This window comes from Allobosea sp. RAF48 (genome assembly GCF_052114025.1).
Lineage (GTDB): Bacteria > Pseudomonadota > Alphaproteobacteria > Rhizobiales > Beijerinckiaceae > Allobosea.
This window is the reverse complement of sequence record NZ_JBFRDZ010000006.1, coordinates 66337-83708: the sequence shown is the minus strand read 5'-3', so window position 1 is coordinate 83708 and position 17372 is coordinate 66337. Positions and strand designations below refer to the sequence as shown.

Sequence of the window (17372 nt, the reverse complement as noted above, 5' to 3'; positions counted from 1 at the left end):
GGGCGACATAGCCAGCGGCGCGCAGGCTTCAAGACACAAGGCTGACGGATCGCGCGGATTGTCCCAAATCGGCGTGTCTTTGACGGATCGAGCCGCCGAATATCCGTCTACATCCCGCAAGGTGCATCAGCGAGGCGGCATCATGGTCAAAGCCATTTTTGATCCTCTCAAGCCTGGGTTCATCCCCGTGGAGGGGTATAAGCTTCGGATTCTGCGAAGCCCGGGGCTCGGCCTACCGATCCTCATCACTGCGCCCTGGCCGCAGAGCATCTACGCATTTCACGCGATCTGGGACGACCTGATGCAGCTCGGCCCCGTCATTGCGGTCGATCTCCCGGGCTTCGGGCGCTCGGATCATCGCTCCGAACTGATGTCGCCGGCAGCCATGGGGCAATTCGTCATCCGCCTGGCCGCAGAGCTCGGCATCGCACGGTGGCATGCCATCGGTCCCGACGTGGGCACCTCGGCGATGCTGTTCGCGGCGGCCACCCGGCCCGACCTGTTCGAAAGCCTCGTGGTCGGCAGCGGCAGCGTCGACATGGGCCTGCTCGGCAAGGGCTTGCGGAGCGTGATCGAGGCGAAGCCGGGGACGTATGGCGAGCCCGACGGCGGCGCCCAGGTCGTCGGCACGATCACCCGATTGACGCGTGCGACCCCACCGGCCGAGGCTATGGAAGATTTCCGCCTGTCCTCACTGGGGCGGCGCTGGATCGAGGCCGCGGACTATGTCAGGGCCTATCCGCGCGATCTGCCGAGGCTCCAGGCCCTCTTGCCGACGGTGACGACGCCCGTCCTCGTGATCTCCGGCAAGGACGACCCCATCGTGCCGCCGGCCAACGGCGAGCTTCTGGCGCGAAACCTTCCCCATGCCGCCCACCGGGTATTCCATGCCGGCCATTTCGTCTGGGAGGATGATGCCGCGGGCTATATGGATGCCGTTTCGGCCTGGGTCACGGGCGGCTATCGTCAGGTCTGACCGCCGCCCGAGGCTTCCCGTGTGTCGGCGGTGAGTTCCCCGTAGAGCCCGCGCGTGCCCCAGTCCTCTTCCTGGCCCCGGTGCGAGCGCTCATTTTCAAGATCTGCGGCAAGGAGCTGGGCCAGGGTCGATGCGGCGGCCTTCGACGCCTGCAGGAACCCATTCTCGTCTGCACTCGATGGCCGGCTCCGACCAAAGAGCGAGCGGTCGTGCATTCGAAACAAGGCTGCAGACCGATGCGCCCGGTGAGCGCGAAAACCGAAACGGATCAAGGCTTCCTTCCCGATCGAAAGACTGGATTCATAGGTCTCGCTCTCGACGTGATCCGCTCCAAGGCGCAGCAGCTCGTAGGCATGGCGCCGATCCCACGCACGCGAGAGGATCACGAGGTGCGGAAACGACGTCCGAGCCGTTTCGACCAGATGGCTGATCTGCTCGCGCTCGTCGATGGCGACGATGAGGATCTTTGCCGTTTCCGCTCCCGCGGCGCGAAGAAGGTCGAGCCGGGTTGCATCCCCGAAATTCACGCGCTGATCGAAGCGGCGCAGGATTTCGATCTGGGTCAGGCTCGTGTCCATGATCGAGATCCGCAGGCCGTTGGCCTGCAGCAACCGGCCCGCGATCTGCCCGAAACGGCCGAACCCGGCGACGATGACATCGACGCGATCCTCGAATTGGACGTCTGGCGCGGCCTGCTGCGACGGAGCGATCCGGCGACGGATGATGCGGTCCAGCAAGAGCATCAGCAGCGGCGACAGCAGCATCGAGATGGCAACGGCGGCAGGCAGCAGGCGCGACAGCTGCTCGGGCAGCAGCGCAAACTGCTTGGCGAAGCCGATGAAGACGAAGATGAACTCCCCGCCTTGCGCCAGCAGGACAGCCAGCGAAATCGCCTCGATGGGACGGAAACGGAAGGCGCGGGAGGCCGCGTACATCGCGAGCGTCTTGGCGAGCATCAGGCCCACCGCGATCGCGATGACGGAAAGCGGCTGGCTTCGCAGCAGTTGGAGATCGAGTCCCGCTCCGACCGTGATGAAGAACAGCCCCAGCAGCAAGCCGCGAAACGGATCGATGTCGCTCTCGATTTCCTGCCGAAACTCGGTTTCGCTGAGGACAACCCCGGCGATGAAGGCACCCAGAGCCGGCGACAGACCGACGACGGTCATCAGAGCCGCCACGCCGACGACGAGCATCAATGCCGCTGCGGTGAAGACCTCGCGCGAATGCGTTGCCGCGATAAATCGGAACAGAGGCCTGACGGCGAACCGGGCTGCGAGGACGACGAAGACTACTGCCACCAAGGCCTCGGCGCCGCGCAGCCAGGCGGCCGGATTGCCCTCCGCTGCCGCAGATGCGTTCGACGCCAGCAGCGGAACGACGAGGAACAGCGGGATGATGGAGAGATCCTGAAACAGCAGCACACCGAAGCAGGCACGGCCGATGGTCCCCGACCGCTGCCCCTTCTCTTCCAGTGTGGCCATGACGAGCGCGGTCGAACTCATCGCGAGGATGAGAGAAAGCGTCACCGAGACCGCGAAGGAGAGCCCCAGCATCATGGCTATGGGCGTGATCACCACCGACACGGCGAGCATCTGTGCCATGCCGAGCCCGAAGATTAGTCCCTTCATCTGCCACAGCAGCGCAGGGCGAACCTCCATGCCGATGAGAAACAACAGGATGACGATGCCGAATTCGGCGACATGGCTGACGGCGGCAATATCGCCCGTCAAGGAGAGCAGGCCCGGGCCGATCACGGCGCCTGCGATGATGTAGCCGAGAACGGATCCGAGCCCCAAACGCTTGGCCAGAGGGACGGCGATGACGCCGGCAAGCAGATAGACGAAGGTCCGGACCAGGATTTCGCCGGTGCTCATATGACGGTCTCCCGCATCAGATTGTCGAGATAGCGCCTATATCCCTGCGCTGCCTGCTCCAGCTGCTCTCCACGCAACCGAGGGGCGTCATGGAGCAGATGGGGCGCGGCCCAGTGCATCTGGCAGAGCGCCGCTGTCCGCTCCAGCGGCCGCAGGAATTCCTCCACCCTGTAACCGTTGCGACCGTCCTCGCGGTAGCTCCGCTCATCGCCGCCGGTGGAGGCCGCACAGAACAAGGTCTTGCCGGCAAGGCGCGGCGCGCTGCCGCCATAGGCGAAGCCGTGAAGCCAGACGAGGTCGAACCACTCTTTGAGGACAGCCGGCACCGAATACCAGAACAGCGGGAACTGGATCCCGATCACCTTGTGGCGCAGCAGCCTTTCCTGCTCCGCAGCGACGTCGATCTGATAGTCTGGATAGGCTTGGTAGAGATCGTGGATCTCGATCCTGGGCTGCTCGGCCGCCGTTTTCGCCAGGCGGGCGTTCACGACGCTGCGGTCGAGCCGCGGGTGAGCGATGACAAGCAGGCCAGTCGGCTCGACCGGGTTCGTCTCCTCTGCGACCGGGCTCAAGATCATGTGGTCTGCTGAGTTTTGCATCGTCGTCGGGGCGTTTGATCTGGAGGAGGACGTCGCGGCGGTCAGCGCGTGGCCGACGGAGCCGGTGGGGCTGGCAGCAGCCTTCCCCTGACTAGGAGCCAGAGTGTCCGCAGAACGATCGCGCCCATCGCGATCGAGACGAATGCAAACACGACGGGCGCCAGGACGGAGACCGGACCTGCATCGCCGCGGCCGACGAGTTTGACCATCGCCGTTGCCAGCGCGGTGAGCCCGAAGGTGAAAGCCCAGACCGAGGCTGTGACACCGGCAGCGAAGATCCACCGTGCCAGCCGCGCGAGCAGCAGGAGCTGCAGCAAGCCGTAGCCGATCAGGCCGTAGACGACGATATCAGGCGGGCCGCTCGTGACGCTTAGATAGGCCGCGGCGCCGACCGTAGGCGGAGCCAGCTGGATGCCCAGCACCGGCCGCAGCGGCGGCGGCATCTCCGGCGCTGTGTAGAGCCTGTGGAGCAGAACGGATTCGATCGCCAACCAGCTCAGGAGGCCAGCCCCGAAGGCGAGGCGGCCCCAGTCTCCGAGCCCGAATGTCGTCAGGCCGATCGCGGTGACATAGGAACCTGCGACCGTCGGCAGATAGAGGACTGGCGTCGTCGCGGCCAGATCGCGCGTGCCCTGCCAGAGGATGCCGGTGCGCCACAGGGCGAAGACCAGAGTGAAGGTCAATCCCGCCGCAAAAAGCGCCACCGCGACGGGGCTGGAATAGGGGTTGGCGGCAATCGCAACCAGCATCGTCGCAACTCCGACCAGCCCGATGAAGCAGCACTGGACCGGGTGGTTCGCCTCCCCGATGGCTTCGCTGCGAGCCGCCAGCCATTTGGCGGCGAAGAGGACAAGGAGAACGGCCCAGACGAAACCGCCTGCCAGCATCAGGGCCTCGCCGATCGCAGCCGGCAGCCCCCAGACCTCATGCGCCGCCCGCCAGCTATTGCCCCACCCGATCAGCCCCAGAACCATGCCGAAGAAGGAGGCGGGGATGGCGAGGGGTTTGCTCATGGATCTGTCCATCCGGGTTGGGCTTTGGGTTGTTCGGCTAGGTGGCTTAATGAGACGCGCGCCTCCGCGAGCGAGGAATATCTCCGCATCTCATCGGCCCGGTCGGGACATGGCGGACCTTAGCGGCAAACCCAGCAGGACCGCAGGACGAAGACGAGGCAATTCGGGACGTGGGCGCGAAACATCCCTGCGCGGGACGTCCCGATTGCCTGTCTTTGCACCACAGACGCGCTCGTGGCTCTCGAAGGGATTTGTCCGAAATCGCCTCGTCTTCGTCCTGCGCGCTGGCCCCGCCCCCTTTAAGGTTCATGCTTCATTCGCGCAGTGGGAAGCGGTCATGACAAGCATCAAGGTCAACGGGGCTGCATATGAGGTCGATGCGGAAGCGGAGACGCCCTTGCTTTGGGTTCTGCGCGATACGTTGGGATTGACCGGGACGAAATACGGCTGCGGCATCGCCCAATGCGGCGCCTGCACTGTACTAATGGACGGTCAGGCCGTCCGGTCCTGCCAGATGCCGCTCGACAGCGTCGGCACCGCGGAAATCCGCACGATCGAGGCGATCGAGCAGGATCCTGTCGGCCATAAGGTCGTCGAGGCATGGGTGGCGCAGCAGGTGCCGCAATGCGGCTATTGCCAGTCGGGACAGGTCATGGCCGCGACCGCGCTACTCAAGCAGACGCCGAAGCCGAGCGATGCGGACATCCAGGACGCCATGACCAATCTCTGCCGTTGCGGGACCTACAATCGGATCGCAGCGGCGATCCATCAGGCCGCTGGTTGAGGAGGGATCGACATGAACATGCTCGCAGCGATCAAGTCCACCAACGCAACTGCGCTGATCCCCGTCGAAGGCGTCGCCAATCTCTCTCGCCGGGGCGTTCTCGGTGGCGCGGCCTCGCTGGTGCTGGGCGCTCTGCTGCCCGCCATCCCAGCGCGCGCCCAGACCGCTCAGGCGGTCAAGCCGGGCACACGCGTTGCCGCCTTCCTGGTCATCGGCAAGGACAACAGCTTCAAGATCCTCAGCCCCTTCGTCGAAGGCGGTCAGGGCATCAACACCGGCATGGCGCAGACGATCGGCGAGGAGCTCGACGTCAACCCGGCCCGCTTCGAGGTGGAATGCGCGCCACCCGGACCCGACTACGCCGTCATCGACGGATTGCGGATGACGGGCGGCAGCTTCTCGACGCGCTCAAGCTACATGCCGATGCGCCGGCTCGGCGCCAGCGCGCGCGAAATGCTCATTCGGACAGCCGCGGCGCGCCTGAAGGTCAAGCCCGACAGTCTCACGACCGAAGACGGCCATGTCGTTCACGCGGCATCCCGTCGGCGCGTAGCCTATGGCGAACTCGCCGAGGAGGCCTTGAAGCTCACCCCCGCCGCCGAGGTGAAGCTGCGCGACCCCGCAACCTTCCGCTGGCTGCGAAAGCCCGTACCCCGGCTCGACGTTCGTGAGAAATCGACCGGAAAAGCGATCTACGCGATCGACCAGAAAGTCGACGGCATGCTCTACGCGGCCGTGCAGCATGCGCCGCATCTCGGCACGAACCCGACCGGGATCGCGAATGAAGACACGCTCAAGGCCATGCCGGGAGTCCATGGCGTGCACCGCTTGCCCGGCGCGGTCGCCGTCACCGCAAACAGCTGGTACCGGGCTCGCAAGGCGGTCGAGGCGGCGGACGTGACCTGGTCCGCGCCGCCTGCGAGTGGCTTCGACGCCGTCGCGGCGGACTACTCTTCGGCGGGCCTGCTATCCACGCTCAAAGGCAACACCGCCCAGGCCGTCTCGGCCGAAAAGGAGGGCGATGTTGCGGCAGCCTTCGCCAAGGCCGTTAAGACCGTAGAGGCCGAGTACGATGCGCCATACCTCGCTCATGGCCAGCTCGAACCGCCCTCGTCGATCGCGCGCTTCAACGCGGATGGTTCGCTGGAGCTCTGGCTTCCCAACCAGATGCCCGAGCTGTTCCAGTCGGTCGCGGCTCAGGCGGCCGGACTGCCGCCGGAGAAGGTGATCCTGCATTCGCCGATGCTCGGCGGGTTCTTCGGGCGCCATTTCGTCTATGGGCCCGGCAATCCCTTCCAGCAGGCGATCCTATTGGCGAAGGAAACCGGCAAGCCGGTCAAGCTGCTCTGGTCCCGCGAGGAGGAGTTCAAGCGCGACGCGCTGCGCCCGTTGAGCTTCAGCCGCTTCCGGGCCGCGATTGGCCCCGATGGAAAGCCGACCGCCATCCAGGTCCGTACCGTTGGAGAAGGACCGCTGGGACGCTATTTCGGCGCCGGCGCGAAGGGCGGGGTCGACAGCTCCGCGGTCGAGGGCATCGTCGAGAAGCCCTATGCCATCGCGTCCCGCAGCATGGAGTATGTCCGCTTCCCCCATCCCGTGACGATCGCCTTCTGGCGTTCGGTCGGTCACTCGATGAACGATTACTTCTACGAGGGCTTCTTCGACGAGATGGCCGATGCCGGGAAACAGGACCCCTTCCAGCTCCGCATGGAATTGCTGAAGGACAAGCCACGCCATCGGAAGCTGCTGGAGACGGTGGCCGCGATCTCGGGCGGTTGGAAGCGCGGCCCCTATGATGCGGAGGGCGGCAAGCGGGCGCGCGGCGTAGCCATGGCCTCGCCCTTCGGCTCGGAAACAGCGACGATCGCCGAGGTCTCGCTCGAAGCGGGCGAGGTCAAGGTTCACAACCTCTGGATCGCATTCGATCCCGGCAGCATCGTCAACCCCGCGATCGTGAAGTCGCAGGTCGAGTCGGCGGCAGCGCTAGGGCTCTCCGCCACGCTGTTCGAGGAACTCGTCTATGATGGGGGCCTACGCCAGTCTCACAATTTCGATGACTATCCGATCCTGTCCCGAGCCGCGATGCCTCAGGTTCATGTCGAGATCGTCGAGAGCGGAGCGCCGATGGGCGGCGTCGGGGAGCCTGGACTGCCCGGCGTTCCCCCGGCAGTGGTCAACGCGGTTGCCGCCCTGACCGGCCGGCACATCCGAAGCCTGCCTCTGTCGAAGGCGAAATTCGGAAGCTGAGCCGGAGGAGAGAACTCTCTTCGGTGATGTTCACCGGCGCGCGCCCGAGTGTTTTTGGGCGGCCCGCCCCTACTGCGCAGGCAGCGTCTTCAGGAATGCGATGATATCGCTGCGATCCTGTGTGTTCGGGACCGCGATCGCCATGGTCGTCCCGGGAACCGCCTTCGCAGGTCCCCCGAGATAGGTGTCGAGCTGCTCCTCGGTCCAGGTCAGGCCGGAGCCCGTCATCGCCTTCGAGTAACGAAAACCGGGAGCGCTCGCCGCCGGGCGACCGACGACGCCGGCGAGTCCGGGTCCGATCTTGTTCTGGCTCCCGGCCGCATGGCAGGCGGAGCAGCGGGAGAACAACGTCTTTCCCTTTGCCGCGTCGCCCTCCGCATGCGCGAGACCGGCACTCCCCACAAGGCAGGCGATCAGCAGAAGTCGTTTTCCCAGCATCATGACTCATCCCTCTCTCAAAGACCGGCCACTGCGGCCGCGATCCGGATGCGGATGAGGTTAGGCGGCAGCCGAATGCAGCCCGAGGACGAAAACACGCTGTTTCGGGACGCAAAGATATTCCATCACCGGCTTGAAGCTGGGTGAGGCCACCGCGCTCTGGCCGCCACCGGCGATCCGAGCGAAGCAGGTTACGCTTGCGGCGCTCAGCCTGAGTGAGGGCGTGGATCTGACCGACGTGAAGGCGAGGATGACTGCTCCGTTGATGGCAATGTCCTCGGCCGCCCTTTTTACAGCGGTAAGATCCCTCCAAGCTCAGTTGAGAGCGCGACGTGCGTCCAGATAGGCGATGACATCAACGAGCCCGGCCACGGTCTGCAGCTTCTCGATCGGCCGGGCATTGAGGGGGATGTTCGCGCTGGCAAGCCAGCTTGCGGCGATCTCATCGTCACCGCCGACAATTGCATCGAGCGAGCGAAACAACTGCACGAAAAGGACGGCAAGCTCGAACGGCTTTGTGCCAGGCTCAAGTGCAGAGCCGCCGCGCCTGATGCGCGAGATTGTAACCTCACTGACGCCGATGATCGCGGCAAGCGTCTCGGAGCTGATCTTGAGCTGGTCCGCTGCCCGAATAGCGGCTTTGGTGACGACCGCGCCCGATTCAGCAGATGAAACAGGGAAATGTTGACCTGGCACGACAATTCCTTTTCTCGGATAAGGACGACGGCGCCCGTTAGCGTAAGAGAGACAACCCCGAGCGGCGCGGGCCTAGCCGGGCCAAGGCCAGTATCATTGCCCGAACCTAGACCTCGACGATACAGTCGATCCGGAAACCCGGGTTCTCTCTTAATCCATCGCGCGGGTAACCGGCCTGGTTGGCAAACACCCGCGTTTGCCCGACTAGGTAATCGTGAGAGCCGTGATCGTGCCCATGGATCCACAACTCCGGCCTGGTGGCCTCGATCAGCCAACCGAGATTCGACACGAATGCCGGAGACAGTGATCCACCCTGATGTCGCGGCTGCACCGAGCCTGGATGCGGCGCATGGTGGGTTACGACCACAGTGGGCCCGCCGTGCTGCCGCTCGAGTTCCTGCCTCAGATAATCGCGGTCTTTGCGATGTTCGGCGGCCGCGTGCCACGGCATGAACCGGGCATGGTGGCCACTGTCCTCTCGATATCGGATCAGGCGGTGGTCGTTCATCTCGTCCCCAGCCGTGATCATTGATGGCTTCGGAGTGCCTAGCAACCGGTAGTCGGTCCAGAGGATCGCACCGACAAAGCGGACCCCGTCGATGACAACGGCGCGCCTGTTCAGCAGCAGGATCCCTGCTTCGTCAGCGGCCGCCTGCCCTTTGGCGAGCTCGGACTTCATTTCATGATTGTAGAATTCGTGGTTGCCGGGGGACGTAGACGATCGGTCGACCTTTCAGCGCGCCGGTGTCGCGCTCTTGCGCGAGCCATTCGACCGCGGCGGTGACCGGCTGATGGATGTCGCCAGCGAAGACCGCGGCGTCGAATCCGGCAGGTCGGCGGGGAATGCGAACGGCCCGAACTCCAGATGGATGTCCGACATGACAAGCAGACGCATCCGAAGACCTTCGTAGCAGGAGGAACGCGTCACGCTCGGCGGCGCAACCGCCCTGAGGCGATGTATGCAGGCAGGAAGGAGCGAAGCGGCCCCAATGACCAGTCAGCAGGTTAGATGCTGGCGTTGGCTGAGACTGTCAGTAGCAATTCGTGGTTGGGGGAGCGCCAGAACGCGTACCGCGCGGCGAGAGGCAAGCGGCTAAACGCCCGAAATAGCCGGTATCGCCATCGCCTGCGCGAGCAATAATACTGCGAATTTGATATCGGAATTGTAATATTCGCAAATAAAAAACCGGCGTGCTGAATTTAAATCGCGCACAATTACCCCCGCGAATTTCCGCCGCACCGCGGGGGACCGCATAACATTACACTCAAACAGAGTCAAGATACCTACGATCGATTCCTTGATCTGGGAAATTTTGAACAATCTCAGAATGTTGCAGCTAGAATCGAACCCAACCGCTCGACTTCGAACCCCTAGCACCGCGGCTCAAAGCGGTAGCGCGGCAAGCTGAGCTTGAGGGTCCACCGCTCGAAAGAATCGACTCGACGGGAGGCCGCTACTTGCTGATCCTGATTTCGCGAGCCGCGCAATTCAGCTTCCAAGCTCGCAAACAACAAAAAAGCGCCGGCGAAAGCCGACGCTTTTGCAATGAAGTTCGTTGGCGAGAGACCCTAGGAAAGTATCGAGCCCCCGAACTTCACCATCTCAAAGGCTGGCGCCGATGAGCTCCGAACTCTCTTGCGACCTAGGTAACAGGTCAAGCGGTTTCGGCGCTTGCGGCCAAAAGGAGGTCGCGTGTCAAACTTGGAGTTTCGAACAAGTCAGCTAGATGCTGACGAGCCCTGGGCCGTCCAGATCAAGTTCTGCGAGTTGCGATCGCTCGTCGCGATCGATTTAGCATCAGAGCGTTCGATCGCTGCGGTATCCGCCCCTACTCCACCCTCTGTCCAAGACTACGTCGCGTTGATTGCCGAGCTTCCTCCTAAGTTGGGCAATGCGCCAGCCGGCTCACTTTCGGGGCTTATCGTTCTGAAGCCGGACCTTGTGACGACCGATCCCAGAATAGCCGCGATCTGCCGCGTTCTGGGCATCGCCCGAATTTTCCAAGGAGCCGCCCGAACGGAGGCCGAGCGATTGGCCGTTGCCGTGCCCGGTTCTGAAGCGGAGGGCATCGCAATGTAAAACCGCGCCCAGAACGAAGAAAGCACTTCGACGGCAATCGAAGTGCTTTCCCGTAGAAATCCTTCGCTCCTAGCGGCCTTCAGAACCTCGGAGCGATTCCCATACCCGGCGACTGCCGACTTGGTCATTCGTGTGTACCTGCGAGCGCGAGCGCGTGCAAGCAGTTTCGCACGAATACTGAGATCGCGGTGGCGCGCCTACCGAACGAATAGATCTCATGAACCCAATTGTTGAAATTGCCCCCTCGCCGGCGCCGATCGTCTATTTGCCAGGCGAATCTCGATCCTCGCGCAACGTTCACTCGAAAAGCCGTGGCGCCTGCCGGCCCAGCATCATTGCAGGCAGCGTCCCCTACGAGCTGATGTGTGAGAGCGGCTTGGAGCGCGACGTCGCCCTCGTCCTCTCGACCTGTCCAGATATTGCGGACATCGTCGAGCAGCCGCCCGCGATAGACTGGACCGACGCCGCAGGAACGAGGCGGCGATACACGTTCGACTTCCTGCTAACCCTCCTGTCCGGCTGCAAGATAGCTGTAGCCGTGAAGCCGTGGGAAAAGGCGCAGCGCGAAGGTCTCGATCATAAGCTGAGGTCCATGGCCCTGCAGCTTCCAGGCGGGTTCGCCGACTACGTTAAGCTGATCACCGACCGGGACATCTCGCTAGACCTGGTACACAACGCCAAGTTGATCCGCCTGTCTCGTCGAACCTCCAATCCGGTCCATGATGCGGCGGTTTCAACTCTTCTCGCCAAGACCCCTCAATCCACCGTTGGGCAAATCGTCCAAGCCAGCAAACTCGAGGGTGAAGGCTTCCAAGCGGTCATCCGCCTGATTGCTAGCGGCAAGGCTCGCCTCCTCAACGACGAGCGGATTAGCTACGCCGCTCGGATCGGTCTGGTCACCGCCTCGAATGACGAGGAGCTTGCGTGATGTCGACCGAATTCACACCCCGCTTCAACCTCGCATTCCAGGATCGCCTGGTCATCGACAACATCGCGTACAAGCGCAGGTCTCGGCTTGCACACGGCTATGAAGTCGTCGGCGCGGTCATCCAGAGGGGCCGACACGTCACGCTGAAAGAACTGAGCGATGAAGACTGGCGCAGCGCAGGAGAAGCTGGATTCGACCTGGCCATTGGCGGGCCCAAGCGCGTCAGGGAGCTTCTGCATGATCTCTGGACGGCGCATGTCGGTTCGCATGGGCACAGTGCAGGGCCGCAAGCATGGTTCGGTCGGCTCTTCAAATGGCTGTATTCGCTTCGGGAAGACCCGAATTACGACTGCATCCGCAACCTCATCATTGACTTCGTTGCGGATACGGCCCCCGTAAGTCCTGAGGATCTTCTTTTCGGCAAGCAGATCGTGACGGAGCGGCGCCTCCATTCGGTCTCCACGGCAAGCAGCGCAACCGGGCTTCACCGTAAGCGTCTCCGGCGCGTGCTTCGCGCATCCGGCATCCTAACCGCCAGGTCCGATCACCTCACGGATAACGTGGCAACGTTCTCGTCTGAGGCTGCCGTGCCGGTCCTCGACAAACTTCAGAACGCACTTACTCAGAAGCAGGTCGAGACCAACCTGAACTCTGGTCGCGTACACACGAAACTGCTGGTTGATCATGGCTTCATTCAGCCAATGGAAGGCCATGAACGGCTCGAGCTTGGCGATCAGTGCTACGACCGTCGCGAGCTCGACGAATTTAAGATGCGGCTATTCACCAACGTCGTTTGGGTCAAAGAACCAGAGTGGCCCCAGATGACGATCGCCGCTGCCGCGAAACGTACCTGCTGCTCAGCAATGGAGATTGTAAGACTAATCCTGGACCGCCGGCTCCGTTGGGTCGGTTCATGGACCGCTACGACCGGTTTCCCGTCTCTGTTGGTCGATGTCACCGAGGTGAAAAGACTCATACGCAGTGAAGACAGCGATCATCTTACGATGGGCCAAGCGGCAGACATGCTCGGCACAACAGATCGGGTTCTGAGCGCACTCGTCGAGAGTAAGGCGCTATCGAGCGAGAGGCGCATAAGTCCCAAAAACCGCTGTCCCTACGTCGCCGTCCCTCGAAAAGCCGCCGAAGCGTTCAAGGCTCAGTTCGCATCACTCCATGAACTCGCGCGCGGCCGCTCCAAGCACATGCCGATCCTGAAACGAGAATTGGCGTCGAGGGGCATCGAACCGGCTTTGACGCATAAACAGGTCATGGCTTCGTTCTATCGGCGGTCTGAAATTCCTCCGGATCTCTAGGTTCCCGCCCCTTTCGGCTGAGAAGAGCCTGGCTCCTTTGGCCGGGCTCTTTTTTTTGCTCTGACGCGGTCCGTACGCACAATTATGCGGAAGTACTATCCCTCAATTTACGGAACTTAGCCTGCAGAAGTCCCTCGTCGCCGTTGAATGATTTCAAGATCTTATGTCATTGCCTGCGGAAACATTATGCCTGCCTCCTCATGTAGGCGCTCCGGAAGTTTGGTCCGTTTCCACCCAAAGTGCGCCTCGATGTGAGCGGAAGATCGCCGCAGCCTGCGGCGGCCTTTGCAAAGCGGGCCAATGTGAGTGGAAGGCGATCGAGCGGCTGACCGTCGGCTTCGACCAGGTGCGGAGTTTGGGAGGCAGGTCTTCATGGCTGTGAGCCAGGCTCTCGACGTCCTCCGCCCGCCAGACCTGAGTGGCCGTGGCGAGCGCAGCGAAGGTTAGCGCAGCGAAGACCAACGCGGTCACCGAGAGCGGAAGCGTCGCCCCCAGCCAGTCTGCGGGTAGGTTAAGTGCCGGCAGGCATATGAGAGCGCGAACTGCGCCGCGAATACGGCGGTTCTGTCGGCAGCCTTGGCGGAACGCCGCAGCAGCCGGTTGGGGTCTGCACCCCCGAATATCTGGTGCCAAGCAGCAGCCAGGTAACCAGGAGCAAGGGCCAGACTCAGGTTCCCGCGACCTTGGCAGCCGTCGCAACGTCGGTCCATGACGCTGAGAATAGGGTGGCGAAGAATGTGAGCACGAGACCGAGCCAGAAGGCCGCAGCCAGCATGACGCGGCGGACTGGAAGCTCGGCGAGCCGTCGTGGAAGGGGCATCATGAAGCGCGGCTTGGCGTCTCCCTTTCGCACGCGCCGCAATCACGCAGCCTGTCCTGGAACTTAAGGGCTCACTGACGCGTAGTTGGGATGGTGTTGCAGGTCCGTCCGAATCGGACGGTGCCGCGCGCCATGCCAGGAAGTGGCTATGGCTCATCCGGTCAAGCTCGTTTCCATCGCGACGGCTGTCCCGCCCCAGGAATTGAGCCAACGCGATGTTGCAGCCGCCGCCCATAGGAATTTTGCTGATCGCTATCCCGATTTCGAGCGCCTGGCTGGCGTTTTCGAAAGTTCGGGCATCAGCCGCCGATATGCAGTCCGGCCGATTGAGTGGTATTTGCAGCCATTAGGATGGCCCGAGCGCAGCGCCGCCTATATTGCTGGCGCTTGCGACCTGTTCGTGGAGGCAACGACGAAGGCGCTGGGCGCCGCCAGGCTTCAGGCGTCCGAGATCGATTCGATCGTGACGGTCTCATCGACGGGCATAGCGACCCCCAGCCTCGATGCCCGTGTCGCCGAGCGACTTGGATTCCGAAGCGACGTCGAACGTGTGCCGGTGTTTGGCCTGGGATGTGCCGGCGGCGTATCGGGTTTCTCGATCGCGTCTCGATTGGCCGCGTCCCGCCCTGGTTCAACAATCCTGCTCGTGGCTGTCGAGATCTGCTCGCTGGCTTTCCGACTTGATGTTTTGACGAAGGCCAACATTGTTGCAACCGCCCTGTTCGGCGATGGCGCCGCAGCCTGCATCCTGAAGGCAGGACCGGATGGTATCGCCACGGTCGAGATGACCGGGCAGCACATGTGGCCCGATACGCTGGATATCATGGGATGGACTGTCGATCCCGAGGGCTTTGGCGTGATCTTCGACCGGGCGATCCCGCCCTTCGTGGAGGAGCGGCTCAACCCCGCCATCACAGGGATCTTGGAGCGTGAAGGGCTATCGCTTTCCGACGTTGATCTGTTTGCCTGTCATCCAGGCGGGAAGAAGGTGATCGAGGCCCTGGAAACCGCGTTGTCACTCAGGCAAGGAGCGCTCGACCACGAACGTTCCGTTCTGTCCGACTATGGCAACATGTCAGCTCCGACGGCCCTCTTCGTCCTCCAGCGTGCGATCGCGGCACGCCTGCCCTCGCGCACCCTGCTAACGGCAATGGGGCCGGGCTTCACCGTGAGTTGCGCGTCCCTGAGGCAAGCGGCATGACGCCGGCCATCCTGTTGCTGGCCCTGGTGACTGCCGAACGGATTGGAGAACTCTGCCTCGCGAACAGAAACACGTCTGCTTTGCTGGCCAACGGCGCGGTGGAGAAGGCTGCTGGGCACTATCCGCTGATTGTCCTGCTGCACGCGACGTGGCTGATCGGGCTTTGGGGGCTCGGTTGGGCATACGCGCTCCATCTCGGCTGGCTCGCGGTCTTCTGCCTGCTTCAAGGGCTGCGCCTTTGGGTTCTGGCGACGCTGGGCCGTCGTTGGACGACTCGCATTATCGTAACACCCGGCGAAAGGCTCGTGGCGCGGGGCCCTTACCGGTTCGTGTCGCACCCGAACTACATCGTCGTCATTGGCGAGATCGCTGTCTTGCCCCTGTGCCTTGGCCTGCCATGGTTCGCCCTTGTTTTTTCGATCGCCAACGGCCTCGTCCTGATGATCCGCATTCGCGCGGAGAATACGGCGCTTGAAGAGGTTCGCCATGCCGCCCCTGGCTGATGTGATGCGCGAAAGGCGCGTCAGCGTGGCGACATGGATCGGCTTTGCCGCCATGTGCATCGGCATGTTCATGGCGATCCTCGACGTGCAGGTTGTCGTGACGTCCCTGCCGACGATTCAGAGCGCACTGGACATTCCGCCCGACCAGATGAGTTGGGTCCAGACCGCCTATCTGATCGCCGAGGTCATCGCGATTCCGCTGACCGGTTTCCTGACGCGCTTTCTCTCGATGCGCTGGCTGTTCGTCGTGGCGCTCGCCATCTTTACCGTCGCTTCCATCGGCTGTGCGGCGAGCCAGTCGTTCCCAGCCCTGATCGCTTGGCGCATCCTCCAGGGCTTTTCAGGTGGTACTCTGATTCCCGCGGTTTTTTCGGCTGTCTTTTTGCTCTTCCCCCCGAGCAAGCACCCCATCGCGACGACGTTGGCTGGCGTCTTTGCCRTGCTGGCGCCTACGGTCGGGCCGATCGTCGGCGGTTGGATCACGCAGACCTATTCCTGGCATTGGCTGTTCTTGATCAACGTCATTCCCGGTATCCTCTCAGCAGGACTTGCTGGTTTCCTCCTGCCAGGTGACGAGCCGAGCCTCGCCGAAGCGCGCAAGCTCGATGCCCTGTCTCTGGTGATGATGGCGATCGCGCTGGCCGCGATCGAGATCGCTCTGAAGGAGGCGCCTCAGCGTGGCTGGATTTCGGGCCTGATCCTGGGGCTCATGGTACTAAGCTTGGCGAGTGGTTTCGGCTTCATCAAGCGGACGTTGCAAGCCGACAATCCGATCGTTGATCTGAGAAGGTTTGCCGACCGGAATTTCATGATCGGCAGCATCCTAAGCTTTGTTCTTGGCATCGGGCTGTTTGGATCGGTCTATTTGATGCCGGTCTTCCTGGCCTTCGTGCGCGATCACAACGCCCTTGAGATCGGCAAGATCATGCTGGTGACCGGCGTCGCCCAACTTGCCATCGCGCCGGTTGCCGTCGCTCTGGAGCGTCGTGTCGAAGTCCGCCTGTTGACCGGCATCGGCTTCGCTCTCTTCGCCCTCGGCTTGGGACTGAGTGCACTTCAGACCCCGGAGACCGACTATGACGCGATGTTCTGGCCGCAGGTCGTCCGTGGCCTGGCAATCATGTTTTGCCTTCTACCACCAACGCGCCTTGCATTGGGGCAGCTTCCCCCGATGCGCGTTCCAGACGCCAGCGGCCTGTTCAACCTGATGCGCAACCTTGGCGGCGCGATCGGTCTCGCCCTGATCGACACCGTCATCTACAGCCGCTCGCCTTTGCACGGCACGGCGATCATGGAGCGGCTGCAAAGAGGTGATGTCGAGACGGCGAAGTTCATCGGCGTGCCTGTGGAACTCATGGCAATGCGCCCGCCCGGGCCGCTCGACGCGCAGGCCCAGGCGCTGCTTCAGCCACTGGTCGAGAAGGCAGCTCTGGTCCTGTCGATCAACGAGGCCTGGGGACTGGTTGCCGTCCTCACAATCGCAGCATTGGCATTTGTTCCCTTCGCCAGGAAGGTGCCCATCGGCGATCCGTTTCGCGTCTGAGGGGCTTGGTGTCGAGCTATATGTCGAATAAGCCCGGCGCGGCGACGCATTGCCCTTCTGCGCCAGTGGCAGCTTCCTGCCTACGATATCGGTCGTGACGTACTCTACGCTAGAATGCACGATGCAGCTTATCTCTGTCCTCACCTGCCCCAAATGCGGCCATCAGGCGCCGGAAGCGATGCCGACCGATGCCTGCCAGTTTTTCTACGAGTGCAAAGGCTGCGGAATCCTGCTCAGACCGAAAGAAGGCGATTGCTGCGTCTTCTGCTCTTATGGCGATGTGCCTTGCCCTCCGATCCAGGAGAGCCGTGCCAGCGGGGCCTCATCCTCATGTTGCAGTAGATAGCCCCGACGCCG

At 62.7% G+C, this 17372-nt stretch carries 16 protein-coding genes; 9 read left to right on the top strand and 7 right to left on the bottom strand.

From position 1 onward, the window contains the following. Positions 1-187: 187 nt before the first annotated feature. Positions 188-976, top strand: coding sequence for an alpha/beta fold hydrolase (locus tag AB4Z10_RS13075; protein ID WP_441470820.1), 789 nt, complete (start codon positions 188-190; stop codon positions 974-976). Here AB4Z10_RS13075 and AB4Z10_RS13070 read toward each other — a convergent pair. From AB4Z10_RS13070 to tehA, 3 genes are all read right to left on the bottom strand, one after another. Beyond that, positions 967-2850, bottom strand: a complete 1884-nt coding sequence (locus AB4Z10_RS13070) for a cation:proton antiporter domain-containing protein (RefSeq protein WP_441470819.1) — start codon at positions 2848-2850, stop codon at positions 967-969. The genes AB4Z10_RS13075 and AB4Z10_RS13070 overlap by 10 nt on opposite strands. Further along, on the bottom strand, positions 2847-3428 hold the full coding sequence (locus tag AB4Z10_RS13065; protein ID WP_441470818.1) for an NAD(P)H-dependent oxidoreductase: 582 nt from the start codon (positions 3426-3428) through the stop codon (positions 2847-2849). Before AB4Z10_RS13065 ends, AB4Z10_RS13070 begins: the two co-directional genes overlap by 4 nt. 62 nt (positions 3429-3490) lie before the next feature. Beyond that, positions 3491-4462: a dicarboxylate transporter/tellurite-resistance protein TehA gene (tehA, locus tag AB4Z10_RS13060; protein WP_441470817.1), complete on the bottom strand. Its 972-nt coding sequence runs from the start codon at positions 4460-4462 to the stop codon at positions 3491-3493. Between the two features lie 337 nt (positions 4463-4799). On the opposite strand from tehA, the gene AB4Z10_RS13055 reads away from it, so the two are divergent. Next, entirely contained in the window at positions 4800-5246 is a 447-nt protein-coding gene (locus AB4Z10_RS13055) for a (2Fe-2S)-binding protein (protein ID WP_441470816.1), read from the top strand. A gap of 12 nt (positions 5247-5258) precedes the next feature. Next, positions 5259-7493 carry a xanthine dehydrogenase family protein molybdopterin-binding subunit gene (locus AB4Z10_RS13050; RefSeq protein WP_441470815.1) on the top strand — a complete coding sequence of 745 codons (2235 nt, stop codon included), beginning with the start codon at positions 5259-5261 and terminating at the stop codon, positions 7491-7493. Between the two features lie 69 nt (positions 7494-7562). On the opposite strand, the gene AB4Z10_RS13045 is transcribed toward AB4Z10_RS13050, so the two are convergent. The 3 genes from AB4Z10_RS13045 to AB4Z10_RS13035 form a co-directional block, all read right to left on the bottom strand. Then, the gene (locus AB4Z10_RS13045) at positions 7563-7934 is read right to left on the bottom strand and encodes a c-type cytochrome (RefSeq protein WP_441470814.1); all 372 of its coding nucleotides are present in this window, start codon (positions 7932-7934) and stop codon (positions 7563-7565) included. A gap of 312 nt (positions 7935-8246) precedes the next feature. Continuing rightward, a complete protein-coding gene (locus AB4Z10_RS13040; RefSeq protein WP_441470813.1) occupies positions 8247-8627 on the bottom strand; it encodes an MbcA/ParS/Xre antitoxin family protein in 381 nt (126 codons plus the stop codon). A 106-nt stretch (positions 8628-8733) separates the two neighbouring features. Further along, positions 8734-9306, bottom strand: a complete 573-nt coding sequence (locus AB4Z10_RS13035) for a metallophosphoesterase family protein (protein ID WP_441470812.1) — start codon at positions 9304-9306, stop codon at positions 8734-8736. Positions 9307-10924: 1618 nt separating this feature from the next. Here AB4Z10_RS13035 and AB4Z10_RS13030 point away from each other — a divergent pair. Together AB4Z10_RS13030 and AB4Z10_RS13025 are read left to right on the top strand one after the other, a co-directional pair. Next, positions 10925-11635 (top strand): TnsA endonuclease N-terminal domain-containing protein, encoded by a 711-nt coding sequence (locus AB4Z10_RS13030; protein ID WP_441470811.1) that lies wholly within the window; start codon positions 10925-10927, stop codon positions 11633-11635. Continuing rightward, positions 11635-12948, top strand: a complete 1314-nt coding sequence (locus AB4Z10_RS13025) for a hypothetical protein (RefSeq protein ID WP_441470810.1) — start codon at positions 11635-11637, stop codon at positions 12946-12948. The genes AB4Z10_RS13030 and AB4Z10_RS13025 overlap by 1 nt, the downstream gene beginning before the upstream one ends. 667 nt (positions 12949-13615) lie before the next feature. On the opposite strand, the gene AB4Z10_RS13020 is transcribed toward AB4Z10_RS13025, so the two are convergent. After that, on the bottom strand, positions 13616-13810 hold the full coding sequence (locus tag AB4Z10_RS13020; RefSeq protein ID WP_441470809.1) for a hypothetical protein: 195 nt from the start codon (positions 13808-13810) through the stop codon (positions 13616-13618). A gap of 106 nt (positions 13811-13916) precedes the next feature. On the opposite strand from AB4Z10_RS13020, the gene AB4Z10_RS13015 reads away from it, so the two are divergent. The 4 genes from AB4Z10_RS13015 to AB4Z10_RS13000 all read left to right on the top strand — a co-directional run bounded on the left by AB4Z10_RS13015 (position 13917) and on the right by AB4Z10_RS13000 (position 17361). Further along, positions 13917-14969, top strand: a complete 1053-nt coding sequence (locus AB4Z10_RS13015; protein WP_441470808.1) for a type III polyketide synthase — start codon at positions 13917-13919, stop codon at positions 14967-14969. Then, on the top strand, positions 14966-15472 hold the full coding sequence (locus tag AB4Z10_RS13010; RefSeq protein ID WP_441470807.1) for an isoprenylcysteine carboxyl methyltransferase family protein: 507 nt from the start codon (positions 14966-14968) through the stop codon (positions 15470-15472). Before AB4Z10_RS13015 ends, AB4Z10_RS13010 begins: the two co-directional genes overlap by 4 nt. After that, entirely contained in the window at positions 15456-17015 is a 1560-nt protein-coding gene (locus tag AB4Z10_RS13005; protein ID WP_441471080.1) for a DHA2 family efflux MFS transporter permease subunit, read from the top strand. Before AB4Z10_RS13010 ends, AB4Z10_RS13005 begins: the two co-directional genes overlap by 17 nt. A gap of 121 nt (positions 17016-17136) precedes the next feature. Further along, entirely contained in the window at positions 17137-17361 is a 225-nt protein-coding gene (locus AB4Z10_RS13000; protein ID WP_441470806.1) for a GDCCVxC domain-containing (seleno)protein, read from the top strand. Positions 17362-17372 lie beyond the last annotated feature (11 nt).

What these genes read in the sequence shown, in the direction of transcription:
- AB4Z10_RS13070 (WP_441470819.1), bottom strand. Translation starts at nt 2,850, where the DNA reads ATGAGCACCGGCGAAATCCTGGTCCGGACCTTCGTCTATCTGCTTGCC.
- AB4Z10_RS13065 (WP_441470818.1), bottom strand. Translation starts at nt 3,428, where the DNA reads ATGATCTTGAGCCCGGTCGCAGAGGAGACGAACCCGGTCGAGCCGACT.
- tehA (WP_441470817.1), bottom strand. Translation starts at nt 4,462, where the DNA reads ATGAGCAAACCCCTCGCCATCCCCGCCTCCTTCTTCGGCATGGTTCTG.
- AB4Z10_RS13055 (WP_441470816.1), top strand. Translation starts at nt 4,800, where the DNA reads ATGACAAGCATCAAGGTCAACGGGGCTGCATATGAGGTCGATGCGGAA.
- AB4Z10_RS13050 (WP_441470815.1), top strand. Translation starts at nt 5,259, where the DNA reads ATGAACATGCTCGCAGCGATCAAGTCCACCAACGCAACTGCGCTGATC.
- AB4Z10_RS13045 (WP_441470814.1), bottom strand. Translation starts at nt 7,934, where the DNA reads ATGATGCTGGGAAAACGACTTCTGCTGATCGCCTGCCTTGTGGGGAGT.
- AB4Z10_RS13035 (WP_441470812.1), bottom strand. Translation starts at nt 9,306, where the DNA reads ATGAAGTCCGAGCTCGCCAAAGGGCAGGCGGCCGCTGACGAAGCAGGG.
- AB4Z10_RS13030 (WP_441470811.1), top strand. Translation starts at nt 10,925, where the DNA reads ATGAACCCAATTGTTGAAATTGCCCCCTCGCCGGCGCCGATCGTCTAT.
- AB4Z10_RS13025 (WP_441470810.1), top strand. Translation starts at nt 11,635, where the DNA reads ATGTCGACCGAATTCACACCCCGCTTCAACCTCGCATTCCAGGATCGC.
- AB4Z10_RS13015 (WP_441470808.1), top strand. Translation starts at nt 13,917, where the DNA reads ATGGCTCATCCGGTCAAGCTCGTTTCCATCGCGACGGCTGTCCCGCCC.
- AB4Z10_RS13010 (WP_441470807.1), top strand. Translation starts at nt 14,966, where the DNA reads ATGACGCCGGCCATCCTGTTGCTGGCCCTGGTGACTGCCGAACGGATT.
- AB4Z10_RS13000 (WP_441470806.1), top strand. Translation starts at nt 17,137, where the DNA reads ATGCAGCTTATCTCTGTCCTCACCTGCCCCAAATGCGGCCATCAGGCG.